This is a genomic window from Bradyrhizobium sp. STM 3809 (genome assembly GCF_000239795.1).
Lineage (GTDB): Bacteria > Pseudomonadota > Alphaproteobacteria > Rhizobiales > Xanthobacteraceae > Bradyrhizobium.
Genome location: NZ_CAFJ01000589.1, coordinates 1 through 11,052 on the forward strand (window position 1 = coordinate 1; position 11,052 = coordinate 11,052).

Here is an 11,052-nt window from a genome sequence, read left to right on the forward strand (position 1 = left end):
CTTCGCCGGAGGCGCCGGCGACCGTCGTCGTCAGTTGCTGCGAGCGCTCCGCTGTCGCCGTCAGCGAGGAGGCCGAGGCCTCCAGCTCGTTGGCCGCCGTCAGCACCGTTTCGACGATCTCGCCCACCGCGGCCTCGAAGCTGTCGGCGAGCGCGATCATGTCGGCCTTCCGGCGTTCGGCGGCGTGCTGATCCTGATGGGCCCGCGCGGCGGCTTCGTCGCGCGCCCTGCGCTCGGCGTTCTCGCCGATGATCACCACCGTCTTGGCGACTTCGCCGACCTCGTCGCCGCGCGTGGCGCCGGGGATCGCGATGTTCAGCTCGCCCGCCGCCATTTTCCCGAGCGCGCCGTTCAGGCGCATCAAGGGCCTCGCAATGCCGAGGAAAGAGAACAGCACCGAGCCGACCAGCGACAGCATCACGATGACAGCGACGACCAGGCTCAGGCGGTTGGCCTGGCTCAGCTCGCTCGCCGCCAGCGCCTTGGCGGCTTCGGCGTCACGGGCCGCGGTGTCGAGCGCGGCCTGCATCAGCTCGACGGTCTGACTTGCGGCGGGCAGCGCCTTGGTGTTGAGAAGCGCCTTCTTGGCGGCCTCCACCGCGATCGCCTCGCTGGTCACCGCGGAGAAGGCCTTCACGGTCTTCGAGAGCCCGTCGATCGTGCCGAGCAGCGTGGTATCGCTGATGATGCTCCTGGCGCTGTCCAGCGTGTCCTCCAATCCGCCCGTCCGGTTGACGATCACCTGCTTTTCGCTCTCGTCACCGGTGGCGATCAGGCGCCAGGTCGCCGCCTGAACCGAGTTGAAATTCGAATCGGCCTCGTTCAGCACCCGCTCGATGTCGCTGCGATTGGCCGCGCGGATCAGCGAGGGCGACAGCTGAAAGCCTTCGAACGTCTTGGTCCATTCGGCAGACCGTTCGGCGCGCTTCTTCGTGATGTCGAGGATCCTGAGCTGGGCCTTGCCGATCTCCGATGCGGACGCGTGATAGTCGGCCCCGAGCGAACGGATCTTCTGCAGCCGATCCTTGTCTTCCGGCCGTACCACATTGGCGACTGCCGCATCGAGCTCGCCCGTCATGATCGCATAGGCGCCGTTGAGACGGTCCATCTGCTTCTCGAGGTCGCCCGGCGTCTTCGACTGCCAGACATCGCGCAGCGCCAGCTCCATGCCGCGCAGCGCGATATTGGCGCGCAGGGTGCGATCGGCGACCGCCTGCTGCACCCAGGCGCGGTTGTTCGCCGAGGTGATGGTCGACTCGGAACTCATCTGATTGGCGACCATGCCTGCCGACAGCAGCACACCGAACAGCCCGACGGCGCCGAGCTTGTTTCCAATGCGATTGAGCTTGATCACGTGCGCACCGCTTCAGGTTGAAGTTGGATGTTTTTCGCGCGGCCAATCCCGTCCGATTGGCACTGTTCCCTGTTAGCAGGCCCGCTTCTAATTTGGAGTTAAGTTTCCGTTCCCGGCGGCGCTCTGAAGCAGGCCATCCGGTGGCGCGACGATCCTGCGCAAGGCGTCGTTCTCCCGCTCAAAAAACATGCATCGACATATCCGCAGCGGAGCTACGCGCCGCCTTCGCGCATCCAACAGCAGCAGAATGCGCTGTGCCCTTCTGCGAAGCCGGCGCTTCGCGACTTTCGCAAGGCGAGGCCATTCTCGCTGTTGCTCGGGAGCACGCCATCGCCGCCGGTCTTGACCGAGGCCATGACGAAGGCGCGGTCGCCAGGAGTGTTGACTCAAGGCCAGATGGTGGCGTCGGCGGTGAAAAGTTCGAGCCCCATCGACGCCCCTGAGCGAGACCCGCCGAGCGAGGCGCAGCTTGGCGCCGATCGTGACGCGGGTCTTCGCGATCGCGTCCAGCAGCCTCGGCGGGTGCAACACTCGGCGACGGCGCTCCTCCCGAGGCTGCGGGCCTGATCCGTTCGCGGTCCCGGTCCGTTGAGCGACGGCGATCGATCGGTGATATCCAGATCGTCTGCATGTGCCCTGCGCCTTCCGGAGAGCCGCCATGTTCGTCGACCTGCCGGCCCACTGGCCAGATGATCCGAAGCCCGAGCGTCCGCGGCGGCGGCTGTCCGCACGCGGCGAGAAGGTGCTGATCGCGCTGCTAGGCTTCAACATGGTGCTGCTGCTGGTCGCGCCGATCGGCGGTGCCACGCTGATCCATTGGCTGCACGCGGTGCTCGCGCGCTGACATCGTCGGCAACGAAGATGCGATCGTGAACGGCGTGCGCCGCCTTCGCGCGCAGCCTCGCATCGCTGACCGCCGGCGAAAAGCCGCGCTGCTTCGCTTGGACGCGATGATCCCTGGCGTGCGGTATTTCAGGAAGGCGCCGGGGGCCGGAGCCGCCGTTCACCATCGCGGCCACACCTTTGCGTTGCAGCACGTCATCCATGTAGACACACTGCGAGGGTTGTGAGACGCTCGTCGTACATCCGAGCTGCCGAGATTGATTGATCTGATGATTTGATCGTGCGGCCGGCCCGCCGTTGCGGGCGGCCTGTTAGTTTCATCGATGCGAGGTCAGCCCATGACGGTTTTTTCAGGGCCTCCGCCAGGTGCCATTCGCAATCAGCCGATCTCGGACGAACTGAAGCGCGTGCTGCAGGTCGCCGCCGAGGCTGCCGGCATCGATGCCATCACGATCAATTCCGGCGGCCAGGATCCGCCCGGGCCCGGCGCGCGGCGGACGGGCTCGACGCGCCACGACCACGGCCGCGCGGCGGACGTGCAATGTGCCGTCGCGGGCACCACGCTGACCTTCACCGATCAATCCGCGCCGCAGGCCATCCTCACCTTCGTCACCGCTGCGGCGGCGGCCGGCGCGAACGGGATCGGCGCCGGCGTCGGCTACATGGGCAACCGCACCATCCATGTCGGCTTCGGCACCTCGCCCGAAGATGACGCGCAGCTGACCTGGGGTGCCGGCGGCCGCTCCGCGACGGCGCCGCAATGGCTGCGCGACGCGGCGAACGCCGGATGGGCCGCGCCCGCGCCTGTGCAGCAGCCGGCCCATGCCGAGGCCAAGGCGCGCGGCCGCTTCGTCGTGATCGCGCGCGATGGCCTGAAGCTGCGCGGCGGTCCCGGCACCAATTTCGGCTCGGAGAAGACGCTGCCGGCCGGGACCGAGCTGACGGTCGTCGAGCGGTCGGCGGTGGATCCGGCCTGGGTCCGCGTCGATCTGGAAGGTGACGGGCTGCTCGACGGCTATGTGTTCGCCGCCTTCCTGGCGCCGGCCGGGCCCGACGGTCATCACGACGAGTCGCCCGGGCCTCACCCCGACGACAGCTGATCCGGCTCAGCCGCACCGAAAGTCTGTTTGAGCGTCTGTTTGTTCGATCGTGCTTTTGTTCAACGTCCCGTTGCTGATGGAGCGTCTCGTGGTCACAGCTGACGATATCAGTTGGTTCAAGCGGCAGTTTCGTACCCAGATCCAGGCGGCCCTGCCGGGCACGCCGTTCGATGTCGACATGATCGTCGCGATCGCCTGTCAGGAGACGGGCTACATCTGGTCGGTGCTGCGCAAGAAGGATCTCCCGATCGAGCGGATCCTGGCGCTGTGCGTCGGCGACACCATCGATTTCCGCGGGCCGGGCAAGGGCGGCCGGGTGGCGTTTCCGCGCAACAAGGACCAGCTGGTTGCCGCGCCGAACGGCGAGGCGATGTTCGACATCGCGCGCAAGGCGCTGGTCGATATGGCGGCGTTCATTCCGGGCTACAAGGACGCGGCTGCCAATCCGAAGAAGTTCTGCCACGGCTTCGGCGTGTTCCAGCGCGACCTGCAGTTCTTCCAGGTCGATCCGGACTACTTCCTGCAGCGCCGCTACGAGACCTTCTCCGACACGCTCGCGCAATGTCTCGGCGAGTTGCGGCGCGGTCTGAAGAAGCTCGGTTTCGAGACGCGGACGAGCCTGACGGACGAGGATTTCGCCAAGGTCGCGATCGCCTACAACACCGGCGGCTATAACGCGGCGAAGGGATTGAAGCAGGGGTTCTTCGACGGCGAGAAGTTCTACGGCGAACGCATTTTCGACTATGTCACGCTGTCGCGCAGCGTCGAGAGCGCCAATGGCCTCGCCCCGGGGCGCTACGTCGTCATTGCGCGCGGCGGCCTCAAGCTGCGCGGCGGCCCGGGCACGAGCTTCGATTCCGAGAAGACGCTGCCGGCCGGAACCGAGCTGACCGTGGTCGAGACCGACAGTCACGACGCGACCTGGGTGCGCGTCGACCTCGAAGGCGACGGGCTGCTCGACGGCTACGTGTTCGCGAGCTTCCTCGCTCCGGCCGAGCAGCATGCCGGCGGCAGGGAGGATGCCCCGGAGCCTGCGTGAGACGCAGTCACGGCATGCGGCGGTAGATCTGCAGGTAGTTGGTCGAAGGCCGGCCGCCGAGGCGCCAGCGCATCGTCAGCGGGTTGAGTTCGACGCCCACCGTCTCCACCGGCATGAAGCGATACGGCGCGAGCAGCGTCTGCAATTCGGCTGGCTTGACGAAGCGGCGCCAGTCATGGGTGCCGCGCGGCAGCCAGCCGAGGATGTATTCGGCGCCGATGATCGCCTTCACGAACGACGTGGCCGTGCGGTTCAGGGTGCCGACCACGAGGATGCCGCCGGGCCGCACGAGTCCGGCGACATGGCCGACGAAGCGGCCGAGATCGGCAACGTGCTCGACGACCTCCAACGTCAGCACGATGTCGGCCTGCTCACCTTCGGCGGCGAGATCCTCCGGCAGCGCATGGCGATAGGCGACGAGCGCGCCTTGCCGGCGGGCATGGTCGGCCGCGACGAGCACGTTGCGCTCGGCGGCATCGATGCCGAGCGTGTCGGCGCCGAGCCGCGACAGAGGCTCGGTGACGATGCCGGCGCCGCAGCCGACGTCGATGATGTCGAGGCCGGCCAGCGGCAGGTTCGCGTGGGGATCGCGGCCGACCAGCGCGGGCAGGCGATCGCACAGATAGCCCACGCGCGCGGCGTTGAAGGCGTGCACGAGCTTGAATGCGCCGTCCGGTTTCCACCATTCCTCGGCAAGCCTCGAGAACCGCGCGATCTCCGCGGGGTCGATGGTCGAGGGACCTTCCGCCGTGGCGGCGAAGGCTGGCTTCACGGCGTCCTTGTAGAGCATCGCTGCGGTCCTTTCCCCGGCGCCGGGCTACTGCGCAAGGCGCAGCAGCACGGCGGCGCTCAGCACGATATGGATCAAGGTGAGCACGACCGAGGCGCCATGAAGGCGGGCAAACCGGCGCTTCTCGCCGGCATCGGTGGCGCGATTGATGGCCGGCATCAGGATCTGCCGCGCCAGCACCGCCGTCAGCGCGATCGCGGCCAGGACTGCGCCCGCCAGCGCGTCGCCGCGGAGCGCGAGCAGGCCCGCGGCCGCCGCGGCGGCGATGACGAACAGATAGAAATGCGGGAAGGCGCGGCGGATCAGCGTTCGCGTCGTGTCGGCAGGCAGCGCGCTGAACAGGAACGGCGCGAAGCCGAACGAGAACAGCGTCATGCCGCCGAACAGCAGCGCGGTCGCGAGCAGAGCGGCGGCGTTGATCATGGCATCGGCTCCGGGCGTGATGGCCAGCGCGGCAGGATGTAAGGCACGCGCGCGCGATAGGTTTCAAACCGGGTGCCGTAGAGCTGCGTGAAGCGCTGCTCCTTCCAGCGCGGCGCCAGCACGCAATAGGCGGTCAGCACTGACGCCACCGCGAGCTGGTCCGGTGTCCACACCGGCACCGTCCACAACGACAGCGCGAACGACAGGTAGATCGGCTGGCGGATGATCGCGAACAGCCCGCGCGCCGGCATGTCCGGGAAGCGCGGCGCGCGATCGGCCATCAGCGACAGCCAGCCGAGCGCCCCGGACTGCACCTCGACGCCGGCGTCCCAGCTCGCCTTGATCAGCAGCAGAAAGGTGCTCGCATAGGCGATGCACAGCACGACGAAGGCTGCGCCTTGCGCGCGCCACCAGATCACCCCGCTCGGCGTCCACAGCGCAAACAGCGACAACAGCTGCAGCGAGGCGATGATCGCGTAATGCGTGGTCGCCAGCGTCGCGCCATGCGGCCCCAGGCGCGCGAGCCAGCGCCGTCCCGGCCCGAGCAGCAGCGAATGCACCAGCGGAAACTGCAGCAGCAGCGCGGCGTCGACGACATAGGCCCATGGCCAGGGCACACGGCCGAAGCTCTCGCTCATGCCGAAGAACATCGCGCCGATCATCGCCAGCACCGCGAGGCCGAACAGCGCGTGGCAGACGACGCCGGAGGCGAGGGCGATGGCAATGCGGCCCGCGCCGGCTGGCGCGGCCAGCGCGGAGCGCAGCAGGGCCGTCAGGCGGGAAAGATGCGACATGTCGGCGGGATTGCTCACATTCCCGCTACGCCGGGCGCGGAGAGGCGGATTTCAGCAGATCATCACGGATGCGTGAGCGGCCGCGGCGAGACGGCCGTCCGACGCGAGTCGACGCGACGGCTCAGACCTTCATGTCGATGACGATCCGGCTCATCTCGTCGCTCGCCTTCAGTACGCGCGCATTGGCGGCGAAGCTGTATTTGGCAACCAGCTGGCCGATCATCTCCTGAGCGAGATCGACATTGGGCGCGGCGACGAGGCCGTCCTTGTTGGCGAAGGGCGCCGTGGGCTGGTAGCTCGGCGACGTCCCCTGGCTGGCCTTGCTGATCGTGGTCTGCGTACCGCCGCCCGCGACATCGCTCTGCACCAGTGTCAGCGGGTCATAGGCCTTCGGCGCGCCCGCCGGCAGCGTGCCGTCGGCATTCGGCAGCGCGCCGGTGCTCATCGCATTGGCGACGTTGGAGGCGGACACCTCCAGCCGCTGCGAGGCAGCCTTCATGCCGGAGACGGCGATGGTCGCGATAGGGCTCATGGCCGCAGCTAAGCCCCGCAGGCATCAAGCAAGCGTGGAGGTCGATGACCAAAAGCGACCGGTCGAGTTAGGACGCCGTTCACCATCCGTCGAGCGATTGCGGCAAGTCGATGCGCGCGTTGACGCGATCCTGCCGGTGGATTCGCCCGGCCGGCGGTTACGGCCGGGGGCGTTCGGGGTCATCTCGCGCGGCTCAGAAACGGCCGAGCGGACGGTCACGCCTCTCGCCGAGGAGCGCTACGTCGAGGATGATTTGGATGTCGACCCGTCCGGGGTGTCGTGCAGGCGCGCCAAGGCGCCCGCGACATCGCCGGCTGCCGTGACGAGCACATATTCGCCCCGTGCCGCGCGGGCGCTGCCGGTCATGACCACCGCCCGCTTCGGGCACAGCCCGAAGCAGCTCGTCACGACGATGCGCGGCGACTTGCCGTTCGACGCGGACACGCGCTTCGTCTCGCGCTTGATCGCCTTCTTGATTCCCTTGATGATTCCCTTGGGATCGTCACTCCGCTTCAGGCATTTGCGGCACACGAACACGGGAGCAGGGCGGCGTGGGCGGATGAGGGTGGGGGAAGCCATCGACTGCAGCTAAGCGGCGCCGCGGCCGTCCGCATCCCTGGGGGACCGCACAGCAGCCGTGCGGCTGCGCGGTTCCAAAGCCTCGTCTCAATCCGCGGCCTGTCGTGCCAGCAGCCAGCGTGTTCCGATGCCGATCGCCAGCGCGGGCAGCACGACCATCGCGCCTGCAACGATCGCGAACACCAGCTCCAGCGGCCACAGATTGTGCGAGGTCGGATCAACAGCGGTGTGCCGCCAGATCGGCACGATGACGATGCTCGGCACCGTCGCGATCATCACCTGCGCGATGCGCCGCGGCGCGGCGGCCTCGGTGACGACGAGAACGAAGGTCAGGAGGCCGAGCAGCAGCGCGCCCGGCAGGATGGCAAACCGGCCGTGGTTCAGCTCGGCATAGGACAGCCGCCAATAGGGGATGCCGACCGCCAGCACGACGACGACATAGCCAAGCGCAAGCGCGATGAGACCCGTGACCCTCTTCATCCCATGACGCTGCCATGGATCGCTTTAAAGCCGTCTCACCAGCGGTCGTGAACTATTGCCCATGATCCGGGCATATGATCTGGTGTTTCCTGGCTCCGCGGCTGCATTCTGGGGATGGCGGGGGCGGCCGGTTCCCGCCGCCGGGATGGCCGTGGCATAGTGCCGATCCTGGCCGGCCGAGCGGCCGCGGACGAGGCATATCTGGAGGAGACGGCGCGGCGTCATGGCGGCCAGCGATAGCGACAAATCTCGGCTCGACGACGCCGCCCGCGCCGGCTGGCTGTACTTCATCGCCGGCCATACCCAGGACGAGATCGCCCGGATGCTGCAGGTGTCGCGCGCCTCGGCGCAGCGGCTGGTGTCGTTGTGCCTCGCCGAGCGGCTGATCACCTTCCGGCTCGAGCATCCGATCGCCTCCTGCATGGCGCTCGCCGCCCAGCTCAAGCAGCGCTTCGCGCTGGTGCATTGCGAGGTGGTGCCGACCGATCCGGCCGCGCCGGCCGGCGCCGCGGGAATCGCCGAGCGCTGCGCCAATTTGCTCGAGACGACCTTGCGTGCCGAGACGCCCGTGATCATCGCGCTCGGCACCGGCCGCGCGGTGCGCGCGGCGGTCGAGCGCGTGACGCCGGTGGATCGGCCGGAGCACCAGATCGTCTCGCTGGTCGGAAACATCCTGGCGGACGGCTCGGCGAGCTTCTTCGACACCGTCGGGCGGCTTGCCGACCGCACCGGGGCGCGGCATTACCCGATGCCGCTGCCATTCCTGATGGGGACCGAGGACGAGCGCGACCGCATGGTCCGGCTCGACGCCATCGCCAAGGTCAAGGCGGTCGCCGACAAGGCCGACCTCAAGCTGGTCGGCATCGGCCAGATGGACCAGAAGGCGCAGATGCATGTCGACGGCTTCGTCACCCGCGATGAGCTCACCGAGATGATGCGGCTGGGGGCCATCGGCGAGATCACCGGCTGGGCCTATGACGCCAAGGGCCGGGTGATCGATGGCGGCATCAACCGCCGCCTGACCAGCATCCCGCCCGATGTGCCGGCGCGGGCGATGACCATCGCGGCGGCGCTGGGCCCGGCCAAGATCGCGGCCATCCGCGCCGCGCTCACGGGCCGGTTGATCAATGGCCTGATCACCGACGAAGCCACCGCGCGCGCCATCCTGGCTTGAAGGCGCCCGCCGCTCTCCTCTCGTCATTCCGGGGCATTCGCGCCAGCGAATGAGCCCGGAATCCATGACCCCAGGCTGACGTTTCGAGACGAGAGGCCCACGACCAGCGTGCCCCGAACCTCTCCCTGTGGGTATGGGCTCCGGGCTCGCGCTCGCGCGCCCCGGAACGACGGATCGGGAGAGACGCGCGATCTTCAAGGGCGCCTTCAATCTCTGAGGGTTTTCATTCGGCGCCGCACAACCAGTGGGCGCCGGCGCATGCTTGACAAAGTCTGACTGTTGTTGTGAACATCAGCCCAGCCCGTGAGCATATGTTCAAAAGACACGGGAAGGGAGGAGACCGTGAAGACCATCTTCACTCGGACGAGCACGCTTGCCGCCCTGATGGGCGCCGCCGCGCTGCTGACCACTGGGCCCGCACTGGCCGAGACGACCCTGACCATCGCCACCGTCAACAACGGTGACATGATCCGGATGCAGGGCCTGACGGGCGAATTCACCAAGGCCAATCCCGACATCCAGGTGAAGTGGGTGACGCTCGAAGAGAACGTGCTGCGCCAGCGCGTCACCACCGACATCGCCACCAAGGGCGGCCAGTTCGACATCCTCACCATCGGCACCTACGAGGTGCCGATCTGGGCCAAGAAGGACTGGCTGGTGCCGCTCGACAAGCTCGGCGCCGACTACGACGCGGGCGACATCCTGCCGAAGATCAGGGACGCGGTCTCCGTCAACGGCAAGCTCTACGCCGCGCCGTTCTATGGCGAGAGCTCGATGGTGATGTACCGCACCGACCTGTTCGAGAAGGCCGGGCTGAAGATGCCGGAGAGCCCGACCTGGGACTTCGTCATCGACGCCGCCAAGAAGCTCACCGACAAGCAGGCCGGGGTGTTCGGCATCTGCCTGCGCGGCAAGGCCGGATGGGGCGAGAACATGGCGTTCCTGACCGCGATGTCGAACTCGTTCGGCGCGCGCTGGTTCGACGAGAAATGGCAGCCGCAGTTCAACACGCCGGAATGGAAGAAGACGCTGTCGACCTATGTCGACCTGATGAAGGAGGCCGGCCCTCCCGGCGCCAGCTCCAACGGCTTCAACGAGAACCTGGCGCTGTTCAACGCCGGCAAATGCGCGATGTGGATCGACGCCACGGTCGCCGCCTCGTTCGTGACCAATCCGAAGGAGTCGAAGGTCGCCGACAAGGTCGGCTTCGCGCTGGCGCCGAACACCGGCCTCGGCAAGAACGCCAACTGGCTGTGGGCGTGGAGCCTCGCGGTGCCCGCCGGCTCGAAGAAGGTCGATGCGGCGGAGAAGTTCATCGCCTGGGCAACCAGCAAGGACTATCTGAAGCTCGTCGCCTCGAAGGAAGGCTGGGCCAACGTGCCGCCGGGCACGCGCACCTCGCTGTACAAGAACGAGGACTATCTGAAGGTCGCGCCATTCGCGAAGCTCACTCTGGCATCGATCGATGCGGCTGACCCGAGCCATCCGACGGTCAAGCCGGTGCCCTATGTCGGCGTGCAATACGCCGCCATTCCGGAATTCCAGGGCATCGGCACCGCGGTCGGCCAGCAGTTCTCGGCGGCGCTCGCCGGCTCGATGACCGTCGATGCGGCCTTGGCCGCGGCCCAATCCTCCACCGAACGCGAGATGAAGCGCGCCGGCTACATCAAATAAGCGCGTCACAGTATCAGCTCGACACGGAACTCCTCCCGAGCTGATCACTGGCGGCCATCCCTCCCCACAAGGGATGGCCGCATTTTCTCTCGGCTCCGACGTAAGGCCCGTAGGGTGGGCAAAGCGCAGCGTGCCCACCGCGCCACGGCCACGGTGAAGACGGTGGGCACGGCGCTCCGCGCCTTTGCCCACCCTACGGCACCTGATCATTGGAGAGAGAGCAGGTGCCCATGACTGTGCCCTCTCCCCTTGCGGGAGAGGGCATCACCC

At 67.5% G+C, this 11,052-nt stretch carries 12 protein-coding genes; 5 read left to right on the top strand and 7 right to left on the bottom strand.

From position 1 onward, the window contains the following. A partial coding sequence (locus BRAS3809_RS26495) for a HAMP domain-containing protein (RefSeq protein ID WP_052523488.1) occupies nucleotides 1-1,354 on the bottom strand: 1,354 nt, incomplete at its 3' end. A 658-nt stretch (nucleotides 1,355-2,012) separates the two neighbouring features. Between BRAS3809_RS26495 and BRAS3809_RS26505 the strand changes: the two genes are divergently transcribed. The 3 genes from BRAS3809_RS26505 (at nucleotide 2,013) to BRAS3809_RS26515 (ending at nucleotide 4,336) form a co-directional block, all read left to right on the top strand. Further along, the gene (locus tag BRAS3809_RS26505; RefSeq protein ID WP_008965087.1) at nucleotides 2,013-2,198 is read left to right on the top strand and encodes a hypothetical protein; all 186 of its coding nucleotides are present in this window, start codon (nucleotides 2,013-2,015) and stop codon (nucleotides 2,196-2,198) included. Between the two features lie 337 nt (nucleotides 2,199-2,535). After that, nucleotides 2,536-3,297, top strand: coding sequence for an SH3 domain-containing protein (locus BRAS3809_RS26510; protein WP_008965088.1), 762 nt, complete (start codon nucleotides 2,536-2,538; stop codon nucleotides 3,295-3,297). 88 nt (nucleotides 3,298-3,385) lie between these two features. Next, nucleotides 3,386-4,336, top strand: a complete 951-nt coding sequence (locus BRAS3809_RS26515; RefSeq protein WP_008965089.1) for an SH3 domain-containing protein — start codon at nucleotides 3,386-3,388, stop codon at nucleotides 4,334-4,336. Between the two features lie 7 nt (nucleotides 4,337-4,343). On the opposite strand, the gene ubiG is transcribed toward BRAS3809_RS26515, so the two are convergent. The 6 genes from ubiG to BRAS3809_RS26545 all read right to left on the bottom strand — a co-directional run bounded on the left by ubiG (nucleotide 4,344) and on the right by BRAS3809_RS26545 (nucleotide 7,934). Next, nucleotides 4,344-5,126 (bottom strand): bifunctional 2-polyprenyl-6-hydroxyphenol methylase/3-demethylubiquinol 3-O-methyltransferase UbiG, encoded by a 783-nt coding sequence (gene ubiG, locus BRAS3809_RS26520; RefSeq protein ID WP_008965090.1) that lies wholly within the window; start codon nucleotides 5,124-5,126, stop codon nucleotides 4,344-4,346. Between the two features lie 27 nt (nucleotides 5,127-5,153). Then, on the bottom strand, nucleotides 5,154-5,549 hold the full coding sequence (locus BRAS3809_RS26525) for a DUF4149 domain-containing protein (RefSeq protein ID WP_008965091.1): 396 nt from the start codon (nucleotides 5,547-5,549) through the stop codon (nucleotides 5,154-5,156). Beyond that, nucleotides 5,546-6,343, bottom strand: a complete 798-nt coding sequence (locus BRAS3809_RS26530; RefSeq protein WP_008965092.1) for a methyltransferase family protein — start codon at nucleotides 6,341-6,343, stop codon at nucleotides 5,546-5,548. Before BRAS3809_RS26530 ends, BRAS3809_RS26525 begins: the two co-directional genes overlap by 4 nt. 121 nt (nucleotides 6,344-6,464) lie before the next feature. Continuing rightward, a complete protein-coding gene (locus BRAS3809_RS26535; RefSeq protein ID WP_008965093.1) occupies nucleotides 6,465-6,875 on the bottom strand; it encodes a flagellar basal body rod protein FlgC in 411 nt (136 codons plus the stop codon). A gap of 237 nt (nucleotides 6,876-7,112) precedes the next feature. Beyond that, a complete protein-coding gene (locus BRAS3809_RS37135; protein WP_035658822.1) occupies nucleotides 7,113-7,454 on the bottom strand; it encodes a hypothetical protein in 342 nt (113 codons plus the stop codon). A gap of 87 nt (nucleotides 7,455-7,541) precedes the next feature. Next, nucleotides 7,542-7,934 carry a hypothetical protein gene (locus tag BRAS3809_RS26545; RefSeq protein WP_008965095.1) on the bottom strand — a complete coding sequence of 131 codons (393 nt, stop codon included), beginning with the start codon at nucleotides 7,932-7,934 and terminating at the stop codon, nucleotides 7,542-7,544. Between the two features lie 223 nt (nucleotides 7,935-8,157). Between BRAS3809_RS26545 and BRAS3809_RS26550 the strand changes: the two genes are divergently transcribed. Next, the gene (locus tag BRAS3809_RS26550) at nucleotides 8,158-9,108 is read left to right on the top strand and encodes a sugar-binding transcriptional regulator (RefSeq protein ID WP_008965096.1); all 951 of its coding nucleotides are present in this window, start codon (nucleotides 8,158-8,160) and stop codon (nucleotides 9,106-9,108) included. A gap of 384 nt (nucleotides 9,109-9,492) precedes the next feature. After that, a complete protein-coding gene (locus BRAS3809_RS26555) occupies nucleotides 9,493-10,782 on the top strand; it encodes an ABC transporter substrate-binding protein (RefSeq protein WP_052523489.1) in 1,290 nt (429 codons plus the stop codon). Nucleotides 10,783-11,052: the final 270 nt, after the last annotated feature.

Excerpts from the sequence above, each read along its gene's own strand:
- BRAS3809_RS26505 (WP_008965087.1), top strand. The coding sequence starts at position 2,013 with ATGTTCGTCGACCTGCCGGCCCACTGGCCAGATGATCCGAAGCCCGAG.
- BRAS3809_RS26510 (WP_008965088.1), top strand. The coding sequence starts at position 2,536 with ATGACGGTTTTTTCAGGGCCTCCGCCAGGTGCCATTCGCAATCAGCCG.
- ubiG (WP_008965090.1), bottom strand. The coding sequence starts at position 5,126 with ATGCTCTACAAGGACGCCGTGAAGCCAGCCTTCGCCGCCACGGCGGAA.
- BRAS3809_RS26525 (WP_008965091.1), bottom strand. The coding sequence starts at position 5,549 with ATGATCAACGCCGCCGCTCTGCTCGCGACCGCGCTGCTGTTCGGCGGC.
- BRAS3809_RS26530 (WP_008965092.1), bottom strand. The coding sequence starts at position 6,343 with ATGTCGCATCTTTCCCGCCTGACGGCCCTGCTGCGCTCCGCGCTGGCC.
- BRAS3809_RS26535 (WP_008965093.1), bottom strand. The coding sequence starts at position 6,875 with ATGAGCCCTATCGCGACCATCGCCGTCTCCGGCATGAAGGCTGCCTCG.
- BRAS3809_RS37135 (WP_035658822.1), bottom strand. The coding sequence starts at position 7,454 with ATGGCTTCCCCCACCCTCATCCGCCCACGCCGCCCTGCTCCCGTGTTC.
- BRAS3809_RS26545 (WP_008965095.1), bottom strand. The coding sequence starts at position 7,934 with ATGAAGAGGGTCACGGGTCTCATCGCGCTTGCGCTTGGCTATGTCGTC.
- BRAS3809_RS26550 (WP_008965096.1), top strand. The coding sequence starts at position 8,158 with ATGGCGGCCAGCGATAGCGACAAATCTCGGCTCGACGACGCCGCCCGC.
- BRAS3809_RS26555 (WP_052523489.1), top strand. The coding sequence starts at position 9,493 with ATGGGCGCCGCCGCGCTGCTGACCACTGGGCCCGCACTGGCCGAGACG.